Consider the following 20,444-nt stretch of genomic DNA (forward strand, 5'->3'; position numbering starts at 1 on the left):
CGGTCAGGTCAAGTCGCGGTGGATCTCGCAGCGCCCGCTGTGGTCGCTGCACCAAATTGCGCGGGGTTGTGCGCTGGAGGTGCCACCGCCAGTGTGGAGGGTGCAGCGCAGGCTTCGGGTGCTACGGGCACGGCCAGCGTGTCGCAGGTGTGCAGCTCGGCTTCCAGTGCGGCCAGTTGTGCGTCCAGCGCTGCCAGGCGCGCCAGCTCCTGCGCCACGGCGGCCCGCCGCCCGGCCACCAGTTGGGCCATGCGGTCCCAGCCTGCAGCGGTGTCGATGTGGGGCAGGCCATCCAGCTCTGACAGCCGAAAACCCAGCGCCTGGGCCCGGCGAATCAGCAACACGCGGGCCATATCGGCCTTGCCATAGTGGCGGTAGCTGCCCGCGCGCGCCACCGTGCCCAGCAGGCCCCGCGACTCATACAGCCGGATGGCCTTGGGCGTGGTGCCGGTGCGTTGGGCGAGTTCTCCGATGCGCATGGGTGATCCTGAGATTGCTATAAAATGTATAGCTGTAAAGGCTTATGAAAATAGCGCTAGAAGCGAATTTGGCACAAATTCAGGCTCCACGGCGCTCTGGGCGGGCAATGGGCTCGTTGGCTACACGATAAGCTGCGGCGCTTTGAAGTTGCCTCTTCGCACTGCCCCATGCCCCAGTTTGCCGCCCACCTGAGCCTGATGTACACAGAGCTGCCCTTGCTCGACCGTTTTGCGGCTGCGGCGCACGACGGGTTCCGGGCGGTGGAACTGCACTTCCCCTACGCTTTCGATCCCCGCGAGATCGCTGCCCGGCTACAGGACAACGGCCTGCAGCTGGTGCTGTTCAACGCCCCGGCGGGCGGGTTCAAGCCCACCGACATGGCCTACGCCTGGGACCAGGGCGCACGGGGCCTCGCCGCGCAGCCGGGTCGGGAGGCGGAGTTTCGCGCCGGAGTGCTGGAGGCCCTGCGGTATGCCGAGCAACTGCGCTGCCCGTTCATCAACCTGCTGTGCGGCACCGTGCCGCCGGGGGTGGAGCGCGAGTCGCTCAAGGCCCTGTGCGTGGGCAACCTGCGCTGGGCGGCAGAGCAGGCCGCGCGTGCAGGGTGTGACATCCTCATCGAGCCCACCAACCTGCGCGACGTGCCGCGTTATTTTCTGAACCGGCAGGACCATGCGCACGAGCTGCTCGACGCGGCCCAGGTGCCCCACCTGAAGGTGCTGATGGACCTGTACCACTGCCAGCTGGTGGAGGGCGACCTGCACGGCAAGCTGCAGCGTTACCTGCCCACGGGCCGCGTGGCCCACATCCAGGTGGCGGGTGTGCCCGCGCGCAACGAGCCCGACCGGGGCGAGCTGCACTACCCGTTCCTGCTCGACACCCTCGACGCCCTGGGCTACACGGGCTGGGTGGGTTGCGAATACAGCCCGTCGGCAGGGACATCGCAGGGGCTTGGCTGGCGGGACCTTGCCCTGCGCAACGGCCCCCAGCACCCGGCCTAAATCGTTTCGCGGGCCAGCTCCAGTACGCGCGAATGCGTAAGGGAATGCGTGAATAAATGTAACAAGGTGCTGGGCTTAGAGTGAATGCAGAGCGGCCCAGCCGGCTTTTCGCATTCCATTCCAGGAGACACCCCGCATGCCCGCATCCCTTGCCAACAACCGATCCGTCGCGCGCCAGGTCACGTTGACCGCCATTGCGCTGGTGGCCTTGGTGCTGGTGCTGGTGGGGCTAGCGATTGCCGTGCTGACCGAGCGCAGCACCCGCGCCCAGGTGGTGGCCAGCGTGGGCGACACGGCGCAGAGCGTGGCGCAGTCGCTGGACGCGGCCGACAACACCAACCGCGAGCTGGTGCAGCTGACCATGAAGGGCTTTCAGCGCTACTTCGAGGCCGCCATGCAGCTCGACGAAGCCTCGGGCGAGCTGCGCAGCTACGGCGCGCTGGTCAACGAGGACTACGGCTCGGTCGACAAATTCGCCAGCGAAACGGGCGGCATTGCCACCGTGTTCGCCAAGAAGGGCGACGATTTCATCCGCATCACCACCTCGGTCAAGAACGACAAGGGCGAGCGCCAGATGGGCACGCCGCTTGGCCGCACCGACCCGGCCTACGCCACGGTGTCCAAGGGCGAGCCCTTTACGGGCGTCACGGTGGTGAACGGCAAGCCCTTCATGGGCCACTACCTGCCCGCCAAGGACGCCTCGGGCAAGGTCATTGCGCTGCTGTTCATCGGCAATGACATCAGCGTGTTCCACGCCATGCTGCAAAAACAGGTGGCGCAGACGAAGTTCTTCGAACACGGCGGCACCTATGTGATCAACCCTGGCACCTCGCTGGACCAGGCCGTGTTTGTGTACCACCCCACCGCGCGCGGCAAGCGCGTGCTGGAGGCCTACCCGCAGGCGCGCCCCTTCTTTGAAGCGCTGGCCGCATCGCAGGACGGCTTTGTGCGCGGGGCCGCGGACGTGCTGGGCACCGGCGCCGAGAACCCCTGGGCCCTGGTGCGCAAGACCGGTGGCGGCTGGTGGGTGGTGGCGGAGGTGGCCGACGGTGAGGCCATGGCCAGCCAGCGGCGCGTCACGCTGGCAGTCTGGGGCCTGATGGCCGTGGCCGTGGTGCTGCTGGCCATCGGCCTGTTCGTCATGCTGCGCCGGGGCGTGAGCCGCCCGCTGCAGGACCTGACCCAGGCCATCACGCTGGTCGCGCAGGGCGACCTGACCGAGGCCTTCCACACCACGCGGCGCGACGAGATCGGCGCGCTGGTGCAGGAGGTGGAGGGCATGCGCCAGCGCTATACGCAAATGCTGCAGCAGGTGCGCAATGCCGTGGACAGCATCACCACCGCCAGCGCCGAGATTGCCAGCGGCAACCAGGACCTGTCGGCCCGCACCGAGGCCACGGCCAGTAGCCTGGCGCAGACCGCACAAAGCATGGAGCATCTGACCTCCACCGTGCGCCAGTCGGCCGACGCCGCCCGCCAGGCCAACCAGCTGGCCAGCACCGCCGCCGAAGTGGCTGCGCGGGGCGGCCAGGTGGTGGGCGAGGTGGTCACCACCATGGGCGACATCAACCAGAGCTCGCGCAAGATCGCCGACATCATCGGCGTGATTGATTCGATCGCGTTCCAGACCAACATCCTCGCGCTCAACGCTGCGGTGGAAGCCGCCCGTGCGGGTGAGCAGGGCCGGGGTTTTGCCGTGGTGGCCAGCGAAGTGCGCAACCTGGCCGGGCGCAGCGCCGAGGCGGCGCGCGAGATCAAGGCGCTGATTGGTGCGTCCGTAGAGCGGGTGGAATCGGGCGCGCGCCTGGTGCAGAACGCGGGCAGCACCATGGACGAGATCGTGGGTTCGGTCAAACGGGTGGGCGACATCATTGGCGAGATCACCGCAGCGTCGACCGAACAGTCCGACGGCATCGGCCAGGTCAACACCGCCGTCAACCAGCTCGACCAGATGACGCAGCAGAACGCCGCGCTGGTGGAGCAATCGGCCGCCGCTGCGCAAAGCCTGCGCGAGCAGGCCACGCGGCTGGCCGGGGCGGTACAGGTGTTCAAACTCTCGCGGGGCGACGGCACGGCGACCCACGGTGGCCTGGGTTACTCGGCGCGCGAGGCCCTGGCTGCGCCCATGGCGCAGACCGGCGACGGCGAGGGACAGCACGCGCCCGGCAGCGGAGCCCGGGCGCCCGCCCAGCTGCAATAGGGCGCACGAACGGTGGGGGTGGTCATCCGGCGGTTTGCGGTCTGTGGCCCTTGGTTTATGCTGGTCTGATTCCTTCCACTCCCCCGCCCACCTGCATTCATGGCCGCCCACGTCCCCACCATGCTGGCAATGATCATTGCCAGCTCCCTCATGATGGCGGCCTCCATGGCCGTGGTGGGCTGGGGCCGACGGCGCGATGGCCTGGGCCGCTGGGCGGCGGCCCTGCTGGTCAACGCCATCGGCCACTTGCTCATCATGCTGCGCGGCCTGATCCCCGATGTGTTGTCCATCGTGGTCGGCAACCTGATGTTGTCCAGTGTGTTCGTGGGGATGATTGCTGCGGTCTATCAGTTCCAGGGGCGCCCCGTGCGCTGGCCCCTGCTGCTGGCACCACCGCTGCTGGTGCTGGTTTTTGTCTCGGTGTTCATCGACAACTTTCCGGCGCGGGTGAGTTTTGTGGGCCTGGTCATCGGGCTGCAGGCCGTGTGGGCGTTGCTGGCGGCACTGTCGCACCGGCACGCCACCGTGGGGCGCGGGCAGTGGCTGCTGGTGGCGGGTCTGTCGCTGGAGGCAGTGGTGCTGGGGGGGCGTGCGCTGGTGGCCATCAGCACCCATTCCGAGGCCACCAACATCCTGCAAAGCAGTGCGCTGCAGACGCTGACTTTTCTGGCCACCTTCTCGGTGGTACTCGTCAGCTCGGTGGGTTTTGTGTTCATGTCGCGCGACCGGGCCGACGAAAACAACCGCGTGCTGGCCGCGCTGGACCCGCTTACCGGCGTGGCCAACCGCCGCTCGCTGATCGCGGCGCTGGACCGCGACGTGGCCCGCGCGCAGCGCATGCGCGAGCCCATGGCGCTGATGATGGTGGACATCGATCACTTCAAGGACGTGAACGATCAGTACGGCCACCCCGCCGGTGACCGCGTGTTGTGCAGCGTGGTCAATGTGCTGCGCCAGCGCGTGCGTGCGCAGGACCTGGTGGGCCGCTACGGGGGCGAGGAGTTCATGGTGCTGCTGCCCGACACCGGCCTCACGGGCGCCGAGCAGCTGGCGCGCGAGCTGTGCAAGGCGGTCGAGGAGTCCCGCTGCCCCGCCGATGGCGTGCCCGGCCCCGGCATTGCGGTCACGGTGAGCATTGGCGTGTTTGGCGGGCGGCTGGAGTCGGGTGACAGCTGGGACATGCTGATTGCTGCCGCCGACCGCGCGCTGTACCAGGCCAAGAACAACGGCCGCAACCGCGTCGAGGTGGCCACGGGCTTGCGCCGCCCCAGCGCCCAGCTGGCGGCCCAGGCCAATCCCGAGACCCTGCCCGAGTCTCTGTATTGATCGATGGCGCCCGGCGGGGGGTTGTGTTGGAATGGCGGATTGATCACCTTCCGCCTTCAGGAGCCCCACCATGAACGCCCGAGTGCCCTCCCAAGTCCTTCAGCCTGAGCTTGCCCTGCAGCGTGTCAGCCAGGCCTGGGACAGCGACATTGTTCGCCAGCTCACCGACTACATCGCCATCCCTGCCAAGTCCCCCACGTTCGCGGCCGACTGGGCCGAGTTGGGCCTGCTCGACACCGTGGTGCGCAACGCCGCCGCCTGGGTGGAGTCGCAAAAGGTCGAGGGCCTGACGCTCGAAATCGTGCGCCTGGAAGGCCGCACCCCCGTGCTGTTCTTCGAGATCGCCGCCACCCAGCCCAATGCCACCGACACCGTGCTCATGTACGGCCATCTGGACAAGCAACCCGAGTTCTCTGGCTGGCGCAGCGACCTGGGCCCTTGGACGCCCAAGTACGAAGACGGCAAGCTCTACGGCCGGGGCGGCGCCGATGACGGCTATGCGGTGTACGCCAGCATCGCTGCGGTGCAGGAACTCAAGCGCCAGAACGTGCCGCACCCGCGCATCGTGGGTCTGATTGAAACCTGCGAGGAAAGCGGCTCGCGCGACCTGCTGCCCTACATCGATGCACTGAAGCCCCGCATGGGCAACGTGGCGCTGGTCGTGTGCCTGGACTCGGGCGCCGGCAACTACGACCAGCTGTGGCTCACCACCAGCCTGCGCGGCATGGCCAGCGGCACGCTGAAGGTCGAGATCCTCACCGAGGGCATCCACTCGGGCGACGCCTCGGGCCTGGTGCCCTCGTCGTTCCGCATCATGCGGCAGGTGCTGGACCGGCTGGAAGACAGCGCCACTGGCCGCCTGCTGCCCGCCAGCTTCCATTGCGAAGTGCCCGCCGACCGGCTGGCCCAGGCCCGCGCCACGGCGGCCATCCTGGGCGAAGAGGTGTACCGCCGCTTCCCCTGGGCGCACTACGACTGCGGCGGCTCCACCACGTTTGCACTGCCCACCACCACCGACCCGGTGCAGGCATTGCTCAAGCGCACCTGGGAGCCCACGCTCAGCGTCACCGGGGCCGAAGGCTTTCCGGCGCTGCAGGACGCTGGCAACGTGCTGCGACCCTACACCGCCTTCAAGCTCAGCCTGCGCCTGCCCCCGCTGGTGGACGCAGCGCAAGCCGTGCAGGACCTGAAGGCGCTGCTGGAAGACAACGCGCCCTACCAGGCCAAGGTCACCTTCCAGAGCGGCGGCGGTGCCACGGGCTGGAATGCCCCGGCCACCACACCCTGGTTCGAGCAGGCGCTCAACGAGGCTTCGCAGGCGCACTTTGGCGCGCCCTGCGGCTACATTGGCCAGGGCGGCACCATTCCGCTCATGAACATGCTCAGCGAAGGCTTTCCCACCGCGCAGATGATGGTGTGTGGCGTGCTGGGCCCCAAGAGCAACGCGCATGGCCCCAACGAGTTTTTGCACGTGCCCTATGCCAAGCGCCTCACCGCCTCCGTGGCACACGTGATGGCGGCCATGGCCCAGCAGGCAGCCGCTGCGGCCACGGCCCCCTGACACCAGAGGGCGCCACACCAGGCGCCCTGGGTGCTCTTCCTCACGCTTCCATCACCGGGTCACACCATGGAAAAACGCGTATTTCTCCACGCCTGCTCTGCAGCTGCCCTTGCCACTCTCGCGCCGGCGTCCGGTACGGCCCAGACCCCGGCTGGCGGCAGCACACCGGGCCCGCTTCACACGCTGACCGGTACCAACAGCGAAGGCAAACCGGTCATGCTGACGGACTATGCGGGCAAGGTGTGTCTGGTGAGCTTTTTCACCGCTGGCTGCGCTCTGTGCACCAACGAGTTGCGCCTCATGCGCGAGTTTTACACCGCCAATCGCCAGCGCGACTTTGTGCTGCTGGGCGTGAACATGGATGAGAAGGCTTCTGACTTCATGCAGTACATCGAGCTGCTCAAGGTATCAGTGCCCGCCGAGCAGCGTTTTCCCATTGCCTGGCGAAACGCCGAGGGGCACAAGGACAGTTTTGGCGCCATTTCGCGACGTCCCACGCACTTCGTGCTCAACCGCAAGCACCAGCAAGTGCTGCGGCGCGAAGGCAATTTCCTGCCCACCGACTGGGATGACCTCTGGGTATCTCTGGCTTGAAAACCCCGAGCAGCTTCGCCCGATCAGGGGTCACGCTCTCTGGGTCTTGCCGGCAGTACAAGCCTGACCATTTAGTGCATCGGGTATTTGGGTGCGCCGGGTATGCTGTCCCATCGCGTCTCGAATGCCCTGCTTTCCATGACTTCTGACGAACTGCTTCCTTCGACCCTGACCACCTTCACCGCCAGCGATGGCGAGAACCTCGCCGTGCAGGACTGGCCCCTGCCGCAGGGCGAGCCCTGCCGGGGGACGGTGCTGCTGGTGCACGGCCTGGGCGAGCATGTGGGCCGCTATGACGCGCTGGCCCGCCGCCTCAACGACTGGGGGTTTGCGGTGCGGGGCTATGACCAATACGGCCACGGCGAATCGGCCGGGCCGCGTGGCGGGCTCACGTCGGACATGCGCCTGCTGGACGATCTGGCAGACCTGGTGGACGCCACCCGCGCCCGCATGCCTGCGGGCCAGCCCCTGGTGCTGCTGGGCCACAGCATGGGCGGCTTGGTGGCCTCGCGGTTTGTGTCCCTGCACCTGCGCCCGGTGGATGCGCTGGTGTTGTCCTCCCCCGCACTTGATGCCGGCCTGGACGCCGTGCAAAAACTGCTGCTGGCCACGCTGCCGCGCATTGCGCCCAACCTGCGCGTGGGCAACGGGCTGGACGCGCAATACCTCTCGCACGACAGCGCCGTGGTGGCGGCCTACCTGGCCGACCCGCTGTGCCACGACCGCATCAGCGCCCGCCTGGCCCGCTTCATTGCCGAGGGTGGCCCCGCCACCGTGGCCCGCGCTGCGCACTGGAGCGTGCCCACGCTGCTGATGTGGGCGGGCAGCGATAAGCTGGTCAACCCCGCCGGCAGCCGTGCGTTTGCGGCTGCCGCACCCAAGGCCGTGGTGCATTCGCATTGCTTTGAACCCCTGTTCCACGAGCTGTTCAACGAAAGCCCCGAGCTGGCTGAGCCGGTGTTCGACCTGCTGCGGCAGTGGCTGGTGCGGCGCTGCGCGGTGCCTGCAAGGCCGTAGGCAGGCACCGGGTGGCCTGATTTCAGAGAAAACGGCTGGTTGCGCTAGTGCAATATGACCCGGTTGCTATTATTTTTGAAGTAGGCCGCCGAGCATCCCCAGCAGGTCGTTGGCATTGCCAAACCCGCCATGGGGCGCCTGGCCCTGGGGGCTCAGGTGGTCGACCAGGCCCGGCAACACCTGGGCCAGCTGCCCGGCGGCTGCACCGGGGGCCACACCCAGTTGCGCGGCCATCTGCGACAGGGGGCCGCTGCCCAACACCTGCGACAGCTGCTCACCCGAGATCGCCTGGTTGGGCCCGGCGCTCAGCCACGACGCAATCACGTTGCCCAGCCCGGCTTGCTGAAACTTGGCCATCAGCCCCGGCAGGCCGCCCACCGGTCCATCGTTGCTGATCAGGGACATCACGGCCTGCACCAACTGCGGGTTTTGTGCGGCCAGGCTCAGCAGGCCACCCAGGCCACCACCGGCCCCACCCGCCGCAGCGGCGCCACTGCCGCCTTGCGACGCGTTGTTGATGACGGCACCCAGAACGGAATCGAGCAAACCCATGGTGTTCTCCTGCAGAGGAATGAAGGGCGGCAGTGCGCCAGCCCGGACGGAACCATCCATGGTACGCACCTCGGCGGCGCCTTCGTGTCAACAATCGTGAACGGGGTGACGCCGCTGGGGTGCCACGCCACTACTTGGTGCGGGGTGGGCGCTTGTCGAGCAGCGGCGCACTCACACCTTGTACCCCCACCAGCCCCAGCACCGTGACCAGCGAGGTCTGGGCGCCTTTCCAGGCATCCGTCAGGTCGATCCACTCCGACAGCGCGTGGAACCCGCCCGTCTTGCCGCCGCCCCCGATCACGATGGCGGGGATGCCCAGCGCCATGGGCACGTTGGCATCGGTGCTGGCACCGGCCAGCACCGTCTTGCGGCCAAAGGCGGTGTTGGCGCGCACGGCAGCCTCGACGATCAACGCGTCGGCGGCGGTGCGACCACCGGGCCGGTCGCCGATGAGCTTGGTCGATGCGCTCAGGGTGTTCACGCCCCAGCGTGCGTTCTCTTCGGTCACGGCGCTGTCCACGGCGGCCAGCACCTGCTTTTCGGTGGCCAGCAGCGGGGCCATCTCGTCGGAGCGGATGTCCACCGCCATGCGCGCATCCGGCGCGATGGTGTTGACGGACGTGCCGCCGCCCACCGTGCCCACGGTGAAGGTGGTCTTGGGGCTCTTGGGCGTGCGGATCTCGGCGATCTTGGCAATGGCGCGGCCCATGCCGTGGATGGCGCTGGGCACCTCGCCGAACGCGGCGTAGCTGTGGCCGCCCGGGCCCTTGAAGGTCACCTCGTGGCGGTGGCTGCCCGTGCCCAGCACCAGCACCGTGCCATCGGGCGCTGGCTCCAGCGCCACCATGCCGTCGATGTCGAGGTGTTCCTTGAACAGGTGCTTCATGCCGCGCAGGTTGCCCAGCTCTTCCTCGCCCACATTGCCCACAAACACCAGGTCGCCCACGGTGGCGATCTTCTGGTCGTTCAGCACCTTGAGCCACGACAGCAGCACGGCCAGTCCGCGCGTGTTGTCGGAGATGCCGGGCGCATACAGCTTGCCGTCGCGCTCCTTCACCTTCACGTCGGTGCCGGAGGGGAACACGGTGTCCAGGTGGGCCGAGATGACCAGCTTGGGCCCGTTGCCCGTGCCCTTGCGCACCCCCACCACATTGCCTTCGGCATCGATGGCGGCATTGGTCAGGCCCAGGGCCTGGAGCCGGGCCAGGAAGGCTTCGGCACGCTTTTGTTCCTTGAACGGCGGCGCCTCGATCTCGGTGAGCATGCGCAGGTCTTCGGTGGCGCGGTCGTGGTCGGCCTTCACGGCGTCGAGCAGCTGCAGGATCTGGGGTGCGGCCATCAGCTGGCCATAGGCCTTGTCCACGGCAGGGCGCAGCACGGTGGGCGTGGGCGCCACGGCGCCGAACTGCGCATGGGCGGCACCGGGCAGCAAGGCGGCGCAGGCGAGGGCCATGGCACCCGCAAGGGCTGTGGCACGGAAGGTATGGAGAGGGAGAGTCATGGTGATCCAGCGAAACACGAACACAAACGGAAGGAGTGACCGGCCTGTCCAGCCATCGTGGATGGAGCCGTGGGCCGGCATGCATTGCCATGCAATTGTTGGACCGAACCCCGCCCCTGGGCTCTGCTTTAATCTGCCGAGCCGACAGTTTTTCTTACATGCGCAAACACATCCCCAGCACCCGTGCCCTGCTTGTTTTTGATGCTGTGGCGCGCCACCACGGCGTGAGCAAGGCCGCCGAAGAACTCTGCCTCACCCACAGCGCCGTGAGCCAGCAGCTGCGCCTGCTGGAGGGGCAGCTGGGCCTGCAACTGGTGCAGCGCGGCGCGCGGGGCTCCACCCTCACCGACGTGGGCCGCCGCTACCACGCGCAGATCGTGGGCGACCTGCTGCGGCTGCAAAACCACACCCTCGAAGCCATGGCCCAGCGGCCCGATGGCGCGCGCCTGCTGGTGGGTTGCGTGCCGGTGTTTGCCGAGCGCTGGCTGCTGCCCCGGCTGCCGGCCTTCCTTGCACAGCACAAAGGCTGCAGCCTGCACCTGCAGGTGTATCCCACGCAGATCTACATGGCGGAGATCCCGTTCGACGTGGCCGTGCAGTACGACGACGCGGCCTGGCCCGGCGTGGTGCCAGCGCCCCTGATGCCCGAGGTTTGCGTGGCCGTGTGTGCACCGCAGTCGCGCCACCGGCGTGCGACAGAGCGCGGCGACTTCCGGGCCGTGCCGCTGTTGCAGCTCAGCTCCCGCCTGGGGGCGTGGGACGACTGGCTGGGCCGCGCTGGCATCACGCGCGTGCCGGCCCACACCCTGGGCGGCCACCGCTTTGATCTGTTCTCGATGCTGGTGGAGGCGGTGCGCGCCGATCTGGGTATTGGCCTGGTGCCCCGGTATTTTGTGGAGCGCGAACTGCAATCGGGCGAGTTGGTGCTGGCCCACCCGCACCACGACAGCGGTGCGCGGGGCTACAGCCTCTTTGTGGCGCCGCGGCGCCTGGAAGACCCTGCGGTGGCGGCCTTTGCGCAGTGGCTGCGCACCACGGTGGCCGCAGAAGGCGCTGTGGCGGAGGTGCCTTCAGACGCCGCGTGAAACGCGCTTGCGCTGCAGACCCAGCCAGGCCAGCGCCAGCCCCGTCACCACAATGGGCACCAGCGACCCGGCGTTGAGCAGCGTCCAGCCCTGGGTGGTGACCAGCACACCCGACGAGAACGCGCTCAGCGCCAGCGTGGCGTACACGCAGAAGTTGATGGCCGCCTGGGCGCGGTCTTTTTCTTCAGGGCGGTAGGCCGTCATGGCCAGTGTGGTGGAGCCGGTGAACAGGAAGTTCCAGCCCACCCCCAGGAAGAACAGCGCAATGCCGAAGTGGTACAGCTCCACGCCCATCAGCGCCACGGCTACGCAGGCGAAGTTGAGCAACACCCCCGTGCCCATGATGGGCAGCACGCCAAACCGCTTGATGAGGTGGCCGGTGACAAAGCCGGGAGCGAACATGCCAATCACATGCCACTCCAGCACCAGCGCCGAGGCGTCAAAGTCAAAGCCACACACCTGCATGGCCAGCGGCGTGGCCGCCATCAGCAGGTTCATCACCCCATAGCCCAGCGCAGCGCCCACAATGGCCACGATGAAGGCAGGCTGGCGCATCAGTACAGAGAGGGGGCGCCCCTGCTCGCGTTGGCCCGCAGCGTTGAGCACCACGGGTTGCGCTTCGAACCGGATGGCTGCCATGCACAGCATGGACAACAGCGCCACGCCGATCAGCGCGATGTAGGCGCCCGCAAACGGCACCGGGAACAGCGTGCGCGTGGCGCTGGCCAGGTTGGGGCCCGCCACTGCACCCAGCAAGCCACCGGCCAGCACCAGCGACACGGCCTTCTCGCGGTAGTCCGGTGGGGCCAGCTCGGCGGCCGCAAAGCGGTACAGGCCACCGTTGGCGCTGTAGTAGCCCGCCACCAGCGTAGCGGTGCACAGCAGCCAGAAGCTGCCGCTGAACGCCGCCCAGGCACACAGCGCGGCCGATGCCACGGCCACGGCCAGCCCGATCTGGAACGACACCTTGCGCCCCCAGCGCGATTGCGTGCGCGCCACCAGCGGGGTGGACAGCGCCCCGCCTACCACGTAGCCCATCACCGGCAGCGTGGCCATCCAGCCAAAGGGCGCCAGCTGCAGGCCCACCAGGCCATTGATGGCAATGAAGACAACGTTGTTGGTGAGGAAAAGGCCTTGGCACAGCGCCAGCAGCCACAGGTTCTTGTTCATGACAGGGCAGCGCCCGGGTTGGGCAAAAGGAAGGAACGAAAAGTGGGACAGCGTAGACGCAAGTCAAGGCCTGGCGGCTATGGGGTGCGCTGCGGAGGCGGGCCACATCAAAACCCGACTGGTTTGCTCCGGAATTGTGCACCGCCGTTGATGAAGATCAGCGGATGCGTGGGGTGTCCTCATTATGGTGGCGCCCAGTGCTGTGGCCCGGCCCGGGGCCCGCGTTTGAATGTTTGTGATGGAACCCCTGAAATCGATGGAGGCGGTGCTGCCTGAAGCTGCAACCCCCGGACTGGAACTTGTCTGCCCCGCAGGCAGCCTGCCCGCCCTGAAGGCCGCCGTGGACCATGGCGCCAACTGCGTCTACCTGGGCCTGCGCGACGCCACCAATGCGCGCAATTTTGCAGGCCTCAACTTTGACGAGGCGGCCATTGCGCAGGGCATTGGCCATGCCCATGCGCGTGGCTGCAAGGTCTTCATGGCGCTCAACACCTACCCGCAGGCCGCCAACCCGGGGCCGTGGCGCAGCGCACTGGACAAGGCGGTCGACCTGGGCGTGGACGCGGTCATCCTGGCCGACCCGGGCCTCATGCAATACGCGGTGCAGCACCATCCCCGGCTGCGGCTGCACCTGTCGGTGCAGGGCTCGGCCACCAACTACGAGGCCATCAACTTCTACCGCGAGCAGTTCGGCATCGTGCGCGCCGTGCTCCCGCGTGTGCTGTCGATGGAGCAGGTGCGCCAGGTCATCGACCGTACGCCGGTCGAGATCGAAGTCTTCGGCTTTGGCAGCCTGTGCGTGATGGTCGAGGGGCGCTGTGCGCTGTCGTCGTACGCGACGGGCGAATCGCCCAACACGCACGGCGTGTGTTCACCGCCGAAGGCCGTGCGCTGGGTGGAGACGCCGCAGGGCCGCGAGTCGCGCCTGAACGGCGTGCTCATCGACCGCTATGCGCCCGGCGAGAACGCGGGCTACCCCACGCTGTGCAAGGGGCGTTTCGACGTGGGGGACGATGAGAACTACTACGCCATCGAAGAGCCCACCAGCCTCAACACGCTGGAGCTGCTGCCCCAGCTGCTCAAGATGGGTGTGCGCGCCATCAAGATCGAAGGCCGCCAGCGCAGCCCCGCCTATGTGGCGCAGGTCACCCAGGTCTGGCGCGAGGCCATGGACCAGTGCCTGGCCTACCCGCACCGCTATGCGCCCAAGACGCGCTGGATGGCCAGCCTGGACCAGGTGGCAGAAGGCCAGCAGCACACCCTGGGTGCTTACCACCGCCCCTGGAAATGAAATGATCAGGCGACAACCCCCTGAGCCGCTGCGCGGCTTCCCCTGGCCTGGATCGCGCCAGATCGAAGGTCGGTGCGCCGCTTTGAATCCGAAATATCACGATGAAACCCCGGAGATCGCCCCATGAAACTCTCTCTCGGCCCGCTGCTGTACTACTGGCCCCGCGACACCGTGTTCGCGTTCTACGAAGCCATGGCCGCCACGCCCGTGGACGTGGTGTACCTGGGCGAGACGGTGTGCTCGCGCCGCCATGAGCTGCGCCTGGCCGATTGGCTGGCGCTGGCGCGCATGCTGCGGGACGCGGGCAAGGAAGCGGTCTTGTCCAGCCAGGTGCTCATCGAGTCCAGCGCCGACGTGGGCGTGATGCACAAGATCACAGGCAACGGCGAATTTCTGGTCGAGGCCAATGACATGGGGGCCGTGAGCTGCCTTGCGCGTGCACCCGTCGGGCCGCAGGCCTTTGTGGCCGGGCCGCACCTGAACCTGTACAACGCGCCCTCGTTGCAATGGATGGCGCAACGGGGCGCCACGCGCTGGGTGATGCCGCTGGAGATGTCGCAGGATGCGCTCGCTGCTGTGCTGGCGCAGCGGCCCGCAGGCATCGAGACCGAGGTGTTTGCCTACGGCCGCATGCCCCTGGCCTATTCGGCGCGGTGCTTCACCGCCCGCCACCGCAACCTGCCCAAGGACGACTGCCAGTTCCGCTGCCTGCAACACGCCGACGGCCTGCCGCTGCGCACGCGCGAGGGCGAGGGTTTTCTGGTGCTCAACGGCACACAAACGCAATCGGCGCGCGTCTATAACCTGGCCAACGAACTGGCGACGATGCAGGCCCTGGGCGTGGACGTGGTGCGGCTGAGCCCGCAGGCGCAGCACATGGCGCAGGTGATCGCCGCGTTTGACGAAGCCCGCCACGCAGTGCTTGCGCAAGAGACTGCTGAAGAGACCCCCGACTTTGTGGAGCGCATGCAGCCCTTCATGCCCGATCTGCCCTGCAACGGTTACTGGTTCGCTCGCCCAGGCCTGGAGCAGGGGCTGCAAGGGGCAGCGCGTGGTGCTGCCGCGCGGCCTGCGATGCACCCATAACGCGAAGCGAATCACCGCATGTACCCCGGAGAACGTTTCAACAGCATCAGCCACCTGGTGGGTGCCCTGCTCGCCACGGCAGGCACGGCCGTGCTCATCACCCTCGCGGCACGCCTGGGCGACCCGTGGAAGGTGGTGGCGTTCAGCATCTACGGCGCCATGCTGGTGGCGCTGTACGCGGCCTCCACCGCGTACCACAGCGTGCGTCGGCGCACCATCAAGGCCGTGCTGCAAAAGCTGGACCACTGCAGCATCTACCTGCTGATCGCCGGCAGCTACACGCCGTTTGCGCTGGTGTCGCTGCGCGGCGCCTGGGGTTGGTCGCTGCTGGGCGTGGTGTGGGGGCTGGCCCTGCTGGGCATTGCGCAGGAGATCTGGTGGGCACGGGGTGCACGCGTGCTGTCGCTGGTCATTTATGTGCTCATGGGCTGGCTGGCGCTGGTGGCCGTGGTGCCGCTGTGGCAGGCGCTCACGCCAGCCGGGTTTGCCTGGCTGCTGGCGGGTGGGGCCTGCTACACGCTGGGCATCGTCTTCTATGCGCTGGACCACCGCGTGCGCCACGGCCACGGGCTGTGGCACCTGTTTGTGCTGGGCGGCAGCGTCTGCCACTTTTTCACCGTGTTTTTCTACGTGGCCTGAGGGCCCTTCTGTCTCATGGCGGCTTCTCCCCTTCCTTTCCCCCTGGTCGTTCCTGCGCCCGTGGGCGCTGTGCTGGCGCGCCTGCCCGCCTACCCTGGCTCGCAGCTGCTGGTAACCGCGCTCAACCTGGCGCTCGCGCGGCACTTGCCTGCGGACGTGGGCCAGGTGCTGCTGCACAAGAAGATGCGGGTGCAGGTGCGCGATGCGCGCGTGGCGTTCGACTTTGCCTGGACGGGCCAGCGCTTCGCCCCCCATGCACCGCTGGTGCCGCCGCAGGTGGCCGATGTCACGCTGAGCGCTACGGCCCATGATTTTTTGCTGCTGGCCCAGCGCCAGCAAGACCCCGACACGCTGTTCTTCAGCCGCCGTCTGTCGATGGAGGGCGACACCGAGCTAAGCCTGGTGGTGAAGAACGCGCTTGATGCGATCGAGCTGCCCGTGCTGGACCCGCGCCAGTGGGTCCACAAGCTGGCGCCGCGCCAGGTGCTGGGCCACCTGCGCCGCCGCCTCGACCCCACTCCACGCAACGGAGGGTGAGCATGACCACCGACACCCATCCCCAGAACCACCCCTTGGTCTATTCCTGCTCCGGCTGCTCCAGCGCCGCGCAGCTGGCCAACCATGTGGCGCTGCAGCTCGACCGGCGCGGCGTGGCCGAGATGTCGTGCATTGCGGGCGTGGGGGGCGATGTGCCGCACCTGATGAAGACCGTGCGCTCGGGCCGGCCCATCATCGCGCTCGACGGCTGTCCGCTGGTCTGCGTGAAAAGCACGCTGGCGCGCCATGGCATCGTGGCCGACCGGCATTACCAGCTGCAGCAATACGGCGTGAAAAAGCGCACCCACGAAGACTTTGACCCCGTGCAGGCCGCGCTGGTGTTGGAGCAGGTGGAGGTCGACCAGCAGGCCCAGCCCCTGCGGCGCCCTTCTGTGGTGGAGCCCTCGCATGGCTGATGCTGCCCACACCCGCCGCATCATCGTCGCGATCTCGGGCGCCAGCGGCGCCGTGTACGGCGCGCGCCTGCTGCAGGTGCTGCAAGGCCAAAGCGGCATCGAGACCCACCTGGTCGTCTCCGACGCCGGCTGGCGCAACCTGCAGCACGAGCTGGACATGGACCGCCCCGCCGTCGAGGCCCTGGCCCACCGCGCGCACGACGTGGCCAACGTGGGCGCGGCCATCGCCAGCGGTTCGTTCCAGTGCCATGCCATGGTGGTCGCGCCCTGCTCCATGCGCACGCTGGCTGCCATAGCGCATGGGCTGGCCGACAACCTGCTCACGCGTGCGGCCGACGTGGCCCTCAAGGAGCGCCGCCGCCTGGTGCTGATGGTGCGCGAGTCGCCCCTGCACCTCACGCACCTGCGCAACATGGTGGCCGTGACCGAGATGGGCGGCATCATCTGCCCGCCGCTGCCCGCCTTCTACCTGCGCCCGCAGACCGTGGGCGAGGTGGTGGACTACAGCGTGGCGCGCGTGCTCGACCTCATGGATGTGCCGCACGCCCTGGCGCCCCGGTGGCAGGGCCTGGAGCTGAATGCTCCTTAATTTATAGCTGTTAGCGCAATCAATACCTGCGCTATCGGCCGATTTCATTCAAATCCTGAACCTGACATGGCCTACAGCGACCTGCGCGACTTCATGGCCCAGCTCGAAGCCACGGGCGACCTGCGCCGTGTGGCGGAGCCCGTGTCGCCCCACCTGGAGATGACTGCGCTCAGCGACCGCGTGCTGCGCGCAGGCGGCCCGGCGCTGTTGTTCACCCAGCCCACGGGCCACCGCATGCCGGTGCTCACCAACCTGTTTGGCACCACAGACCGCGTGGCCCGCGCCATGGGCGTGGCCGACCTGCACGGCGTGCGCGCCCTGGGCGAACTGCTGGCCACCCTCAAGGAGCCCGAGGCGCCGAAAGGCTTCAAGGACATGCTGGGCATGGGCCAGCTGCTCAAGACCCTGTGGAACATGGCGCCGCACACCGTGGCGCGCGGCGCACCCTGCCAGCAGGAGGTGTGGGAAGGGCCCGACGTAGACCTGGCCCGCCTGCCCGTGCAGCACTGCTGGCCCGGCGACGTGGCCCCGCTCATCACCTGGGGCCTGACCATCACGCGTGGCCCGCGCAAGGCGCGGCAGAACCTGGGCATCTACCGCCAGCAGGTGCTCTCACGCAACCAGGTCATCGTGCGCTGGCTGGCCCACCGGGGCGGGGCGCTGGACTTTGCCGACCACTGCGCTGCCCACCCCGGTCAGCCCTACCCCGTGGCCGTGGCGCTGGGGGCGGACCCGGCCACGCTGCTGGGGGCCGTCACGCCCGTGCCGGATTCTTTAAGCGAATACCAGTTCGCAGGTCTGCTGCGCGGCGCGCGCACCGAAGTCACGCCCGCTCTGGGCGTGCCCCTGCAGGTGCCCGCCACCGCCGAGATCGTGCTTGAAGGCCACATCCAGCCCGATGCCCATCACGCGAGCGGCTGGCAGCATGCGCTGGAAGGGCCGTACGGCGACCACACCGGCTACTACAACGAATGCGCCGAGTTCCCCGTGCTCACCGTGGACCGCATCACCCTGCGCAAGGACCCGATCTACCACAGCACCTACACCGGCAAGCCGCCCGACGAACCCGCCGTGCTGGGCCTGGCGATGAACGAGCTGTTCATCCCGCTGTTGCAAAAGCAGTTCCCCGAGATCGTGGACTTCTACCTGCCGCCGGAAGGCTGCAGCTACCGGATGGCGGTGGTCAGCATCCGCAAGGCCTACGCCGGCCACGCACGGCGCGTGATGATGGGCGTGTGGAGCCACTTGCGCCAGTTCATGTACACCAAGTTCATCGTGGTGGTGGATGCCGATGTGGACGTGCGCGATTGGAAAGACGTGATCTGGGCCATCACCACCCGCATGGACCCGGCGCGCGACACGCTGCTGGTGGAGCACACCCCCATTGATTACCTGGACTTCGCCTCGCCTGTCAGCGGCCTGGGCAGCAAGATGGGGATGGACGCCACCAACAAGTGGCCGGGGGAGACCCAGCGCGAATGGGGCCGCCCCATGGCCATGGACGCCGCCGTGCAGGCGCGCGTGGACGGGCTTTTCACAGCGCTGGGCCTGTGACCCGTCCGTGCACCACGGCGGTGCTGCGCTCTCCAGTCACGTAGAAGACAAGCACGCCCCGCGTTGTTTGCGACGATGCGCCAGCCCCGGCAAAGAGGGCTCTGCACCGGCATCCCACGGATGCCGCGATGCAGCACCGCGCACACCACAAGGAGACGACAGCAATGCAGCAGCCCGGCAGCATGATGGATCGGCCGTTACTGGTCTCGGCCATCCTCGAGCACGGTGAGAACCAGTACGGCGACCAGCAGATCGTCTCGCGCGACACCAATGGCAGCCTGCACCGCTACCGCTTTGCCGACCTGGCCCGGCGCGCCCGGCAGCTGGCCAACGCACTGCAGGCGCTGGGCCTGCGCCCTGGCAGCGTGGTGGGGTCACTGGCCTGGAACAACCACCGCCACCTGGAGGCGTACTACGCCTTGTCCGGCAGCGGCATGGTCATGCACACCTGCAACCCGCGCCTGCACCCCGAGCAGCTGGCCTACATCGTCAACCACGCCGACGACGAGGTGGTGCTGTTTGACACCACCTTCGCACCACTGGTGCGCGCCATTGCGGGGTCGTGCCCCCGCGTACGGCACTGGGTGGCGCTGTGTGATGCCGACACGCTGGGCAGCATCGACCTGCAAGGGGTGCCCGGGGTCGAGGCCTACGAGACCCTGGTGGCCGGCCAGCATGACCGCTTTGAGTGGCCCGAATGTGATGAAAAGACCGGCGCAGCGCTGTGCTACACATCGGGCACCACCGGCAACCCCAAGGGCGTGCTGTATTCGCACCGGGCGCTGGCGCTCAGTGCCCTGTCGGCCTGCATGCCGGGTGTGCTCAGCATCAGCGCGCGGGAGACCATCCTGCCCGTGGTGCCCATGTTCCACATCAACGCCTGGTGCCTGCCCTATGCGGCCCTGATTGGCGGGGCCAAGCTGGTGCTGCCCGGCCCACGCCTGGACGCCGCCAGCCTGTACGAGCTGATGGAGACCGAGCGCGTCACCGTCAGCGCGGGCGTGCCCACCATCTGGATGGGCCTCATCCAGCATGTGGAGCAGCACGGGCTGCGCTTTAGCACCATGCGCCGCACGGGCGTGGGCGGCTCGGCCATGCCCAAGGCGCTGATCGCCAAGTTCAACGACCTGTACGACGTGGAGGTGCGCCACGGCTGGGGCATGACCGAGACCACCGCCATCGCCACCATGAGCGTGCTGGGCGCGGCCGATGCCGAACTGCCGCCCGAGGAGCGCCACGCGCTGGTCGCCAAGCAGGGCAAGTCGGTGTTCGGCATCGAGCTCAAGCTGGTGGATGAAAACGGCGCCCGCCTGCCGCGCGACGGCGTGGCGCAGGGCGAGCTGATGGTGCGCGGCCAGTGGATCGTGGACCGGTACCACAAGGCCGAGCGTTCGGCGCTGGCCGATGGCTGGTTCCCCACCGGCGACATCGCCACCATCAGCCCGCAGGGCGTGGTGCAGATTCGCGACCGCACCAAGGACGTGATCAAGTCGGGCGGCGAGTGGATCAGCTCCATCGACCTGGAGAACGCCGCCGTGGCGCATCCGGCGGTGGCCATGGCCGCTGTCATCGGCGTCAAGCACCCCAAGTGGGACGAACGCCCGCTGCTCTTCATCGTGCGCAAGCCCGGCCAGTCGCTCGACAAGGCGCAGATCCTGGACTTCCTCGCAGAGCGTGTTGCCAAGTGGTGGCTGCCCGACGAGGTGCTGTTTGTCGAAAGCCTGCCGCTGGGCGGCACCGGCAAGGTCCAGAAAAACGAGCTGCGGCAACGCCATGGCTCGGTGTTCGTCGGCGACTGACATCGCCCCGCATTGACGCAGTTCCTACCCACCCACCCCACGGAGA

The 20,444-nt window shown here is 67.8% G+C and carries 19 protein-coding genes; 15 read left to right on the forward strand and 4 right to left on the reverse strand.

The annotated features are described in order from the left end of the window. Positions 1–8: 8 nt before the first annotated feature. Positions 9–479 (reverse strand): MerR family transcriptional regulator, encoded by a 471-nt coding sequence (locus tag ATF69_RS07840; protein ID WP_146870500.1) that lies wholly within the window; start codon positions 477–479, stop codon positions 9–11. Between the two features lie 168 nt (positions 480–647). Here ATF69_RS07840 and ATF69_RS07845 point away from each other — a divergent pair, with 168 nt between their 5' ends. The 6 genes from ATF69_RS07845 to ATF69_RS07870 all read left to right on the forward strand — a co-directional run bounded on the left by ATF69_RS07845 (position 648) and on the right by ATF69_RS07870 (position 8,179). After that, positions 648–1,481: a hydroxypyruvate isomerase family protein gene (locus ATF69_RS07845; protein ID WP_146870501.1), complete on the forward strand. Its 834-nt coding sequence runs from the start codon at positions 648–650 to the stop codon at positions 1,479–1,481. A gap of 136 nt (positions 1,482–1,617) precedes the next feature. After that, complete coding sequence (locus ATF69_RS07850; protein WP_146870502.1) at positions 1,618–3,681, forward strand: methyl-accepting chemotaxis protein; 2,064 nt, start codon at positions 1,618–1,620, stop codon at positions 3,679–3,681. 99 nt (positions 3,682–3,780) lie between these two features. Beyond that, positions 3,781–5,007 carry a GGDEF domain-containing protein gene (locus ATF69_RS07855; protein ID WP_146870503.1) on the forward strand — a complete coding sequence of 409 codons (1,227 nt, stop codon included), beginning with the start codon at positions 3,781–3,783 and terminating at the stop codon, positions 5,005–5,007. Positions 5,008–5,077: 70 nt separating this feature from the next. Further along, a complete protein-coding gene (locus ATF69_RS07860) occupies positions 5,078–6,568 on the forward strand; it encodes a M20 family metallopeptidase (RefSeq protein WP_056742633.1) in 1,491 nt (496 codons plus the stop codon). Positions 6,569–6,634: 66 nt separating this feature from the next. Continuing rightward, on the forward strand, positions 6,635–7,162 hold the full coding sequence (locus tag ATF69_RS07865; protein ID WP_082564846.1) for a peroxiredoxin family protein: 528 nt from the start codon (positions 6,635–6,637) through the stop codon (positions 7,160–7,162). A gap of 138 nt (positions 7,163–7,300) precedes the next feature. Continuing rightward, positions 7,301–8,179 (forward strand): alpha/beta hydrolase, encoded by an 879-nt coding sequence (locus ATF69_RS07870; protein ID WP_146870504.1) that lies wholly within the window; start codon positions 7,301–7,303, stop codon positions 8,177–8,179. Positions 8,180–8,248: 69 nt separating this feature from the next. Here ATF69_RS07870 and ATF69_RS07875 read toward each other — a convergent pair whose 3' ends face one another. Continuing rightward, positions 8,249–8,731 carry a YidB family protein gene (locus tag ATF69_RS07875; RefSeq protein WP_146870505.1) on the reverse strand — a complete coding sequence of 161 codons (483 nt, stop codon included), beginning with the start codon at positions 8,729–8,731 and terminating at the stop codon, positions 8,249–8,251. Positions 8,732–8,861: 130 nt separating this feature from the next. Next, positions 8,862–10,232, reverse strand: a complete 1,371-nt coding sequence (locus ATF69_RS07880) for a M20/M25/M40 family metallo-hydrolase (RefSeq protein WP_146870506.1) — start codon at positions 10,230–10,232, stop codon at positions 8,862–8,864. A 158-nt stretch (positions 10,233–10,390) separates the two neighbouring features. On the opposite strand from ATF69_RS07880, the gene ATF69_RS07885 reads away from it, so the two are divergent. Beyond that, positions 10,391–11,317, forward strand: a complete 927-nt coding sequence (locus ATF69_RS07885) for a LysR family transcriptional regulator (RefSeq protein WP_146870507.1) — start codon at positions 10,391–10,393, stop codon at positions 11,315–11,317. Here ATF69_RS07885 and ATF69_RS07890 read toward each other — a convergent pair. Continuing rightward, on the reverse strand, positions 11,303–12,487 hold the full coding sequence (locus ATF69_RS07890) for an MFS transporter (RefSeq protein WP_146870508.1): 1,185 nt from the start codon (positions 12,485–12,487) through the stop codon (positions 11,303–11,305). The genes ATF69_RS07885 and ATF69_RS07890 overlap by 15 nt on opposite strands. Before the next feature lie 256 nt (positions 12,488–12,743). Here ATF69_RS07890 and ubiU point away from each other — a divergent pair, with 256 nt between their 5' ends. The 8 genes from ubiU (at position 12,744) to ATF69_RS07930 (ending at position 20,398) form a co-directional block, all read left to right on the forward strand. After that, positions 12,744–13,778, forward strand: coding sequence for a ubiquinone anaerobic biosynthesis protein UbiU (gene ubiU / locus ATF69_RS07895; protein WP_146870744.1), 1,035 nt, complete (start codon positions 12,744–12,746; stop codon positions 13,776–13,778). A gap of 123 nt (positions 13,779–13,901) precedes the next feature. Next, positions 13,902–14,864, forward strand: a complete 963-nt coding sequence (locus ATF69_RS07900; protein WP_146870509.1) for a U32 family peptidase — start codon at positions 13,902–13,904, stop codon at positions 14,862–14,864. An 18-nt stretch (positions 14,865–14,882) separates the two neighbouring features. Continuing rightward, positions 14,883–15,503, forward strand: a complete 621-nt coding sequence (gene trhA / locus ATF69_RS07905) for a PAQR family membrane homeostasis protein TrhA (RefSeq protein WP_056056758.1) — start codon at positions 14,883–14,885, stop codon at positions 15,501–15,503. Between the two features lie 15 nt (positions 15,504–15,518). Beyond that, positions 15,519–16,040 carry a ubiquinone anaerobic biosynthesis accessory factor UbiT gene (gene ubiT, locus ATF69_RS07910; RefSeq protein ID WP_146870510.1) on the forward strand — a complete coding sequence of 174 codons (522 nt, stop codon included), beginning with the start codon at positions 15,519–15,521 and terminating at the stop codon, positions 16,038–16,040. Between the two features lie 2 nt (positions 16,041–16,042). Beyond that, positions 16,043–16,456: a putative zinc-binding protein gene (locus ATF69_RS07915; protein ID WP_146870511.1), complete on the forward strand. Its 414-nt coding sequence runs from the start codon at positions 16,043–16,045 to the stop codon at positions 16,454–16,456. Beyond that, positions 16,449–17,045 (forward strand): UbiX family flavin prenyltransferase, encoded by a 597-nt coding sequence (locus tag ATF69_RS07920; RefSeq protein ID WP_146870512.1) that lies wholly within the window; start codon positions 16,449–16,451, stop codon positions 17,043–17,045. The genes ATF69_RS07915 and ATF69_RS07920 overlap by 8 nt, the downstream gene beginning before the upstream one ends. 66 nt (positions 17,046–17,111) lie before the next feature. Beyond that, a complete protein-coding gene (ubiD, locus tag ATF69_RS07925; protein WP_146870513.1) occupies positions 17,112–18,599 on the forward strand; it encodes a 4-hydroxy-3-polyprenylbenzoate decarboxylase in 1,488 nt (495 codons plus the stop codon). A 164-nt stretch (positions 18,600–18,763) separates the two neighbouring features. Beyond that, on the forward strand, positions 18,764–20,398 hold the full coding sequence (locus ATF69_RS07930) for a long-chain-fatty-acid--CoA ligase (protein WP_146870514.1): 1,635 nt from the start codon (positions 18,764–18,766) through the stop codon (positions 20,396–20,398). Positions 20,399–20,444: the final 46 nt, after the last annotated feature.

The organism is Acidovorax delafieldii, from assembly GCF_007993815.1.
In the GTDB taxonomy this organism is placed as follows: Bacteria; Pseudomonadota; Gammaproteobacteria; order Burkholderiales; family Burkholderiaceae_C; genus Acidovorax; species Acidovorax delafieldii.

Bases quoted from the DNA above. Each gene is read 5' to 3' on its own strand.
- ATF69_RS07840 (WP_146870500.1), bottom strand. From the start codon at position 479: ATGCGCATCGGAGAACTCGCCCAACGCACCGGCACCACGCCCAAGGCC.
- ATF69_RS07845 (WP_146870501.1), top strand. From the start codon at position 648: ATGCCCCAGTTTGCCGCCCACCTGAGCCTGATGTACACAGAGCTGCCC.
- ATF69_RS07850 (WP_146870502.1), top strand. From the start codon at position 1,618: ATGCCCGCATCCCTTGCCAACAACCGATCCGTCGCGCGCCAGGTCACG.
- ATF69_RS07855 (WP_146870503.1), top strand. From the start codon at position 3,781: ATGGCCGCCCACGTCCCCACCATGCTGGCAATGATCATTGCCAGCTCC.
- ATF69_RS07860 (WP_056742633.1), top strand. From the start codon at position 5,078: ATGAACGCCCGAGTGCCCTCCCAAGTCCTTCAGCCTGAGCTTGCCCTG.
- ATF69_RS07865 (WP_082564846.1), top strand. From the start codon at position 6,635: ATGGAAAAACGCGTATTTCTCCACGCCTGCTCTGCAGCTGCCCTTGCC.
- ATF69_RS07870 (WP_146870504.1), top strand. From the start codon at position 7,301: ATGACTTCTGACGAACTGCTTCCTTCGACCCTGACCACCTTCACCGCC.
- ATF69_RS07875 (WP_146870505.1), bottom strand. From the start codon at position 8,731: ATGGGTTTGCTCGATTCCGTTCTGGGTGCCGTCATCAACAACGCGTCG.
- ATF69_RS07880 (WP_146870506.1), bottom strand. From the start codon at position 10,232: ATGACTCTCCCTCTCCATACCTTCCGTGCCACAGCCCTTGCGGGTGCC.
- ATF69_RS07885 (WP_146870507.1), top strand. From the start codon at position 10,391: ATGCGCAAACACATCCCCAGCACCCGTGCCCTGCTTGTTTTTGATGCT.
- ATF69_RS07890 (WP_146870508.1), bottom strand. From the start codon at position 12,487: ATGAACAAGAACCTGTGGCTGCTGGCGCTGTGCCAAGGCCTTTTCCTC.
- ubiU (WP_146870744.1), top strand. From the start codon at position 12,744: ATGGAGGCGGTGCTGCCTGAAGCTGCAACCCCCGGACTGGAACTTGTC.
- ATF69_RS07900 (WP_146870509.1), top strand. From the start codon at position 13,902: ATGAAACTCTCTCTCGGCCCGCTGCTGTACTACTGGCCCCGCGACACC.
- trhA (WP_056056758.1), top strand. From the start codon at position 14,883: ATGTACCCCGGAGAACGTTTCAACAGCATCAGCCACCTGGTGGGTGCC.
- ubiT (WP_146870510.1), top strand. From the start codon at position 15,519: ATGGCGGCTTCTCCCCTTCCTTTCCCCCTGGTCGTTCCTGCGCCCGTG.
- ATF69_RS07915 (WP_146870511.1), top strand. From the start codon at position 16,043: ATGACCACCGACACCCATCCCCAGAACCACCCCTTGGTCTATTCCTGC.
- ATF69_RS07920 (WP_146870512.1), top strand. From the start codon at position 16,449: ATGGCTGATGCTGCCCACACCCGCCGCATCATCGTCGCGATCTCGGGC.
- ubiD (WP_146870513.1), top strand. From the start codon at position 17,112: ATGGCCTACAGCGACCTGCGCGACTTCATGGCCCAGCTCGAAGCCACG.
- ATF69_RS07930 (WP_146870514.1), top strand. From the start codon at position 18,764: ATGCAGCAGCCCGGCAGCATGATGGATCGGCCGTTACTGGTCTCGGCC.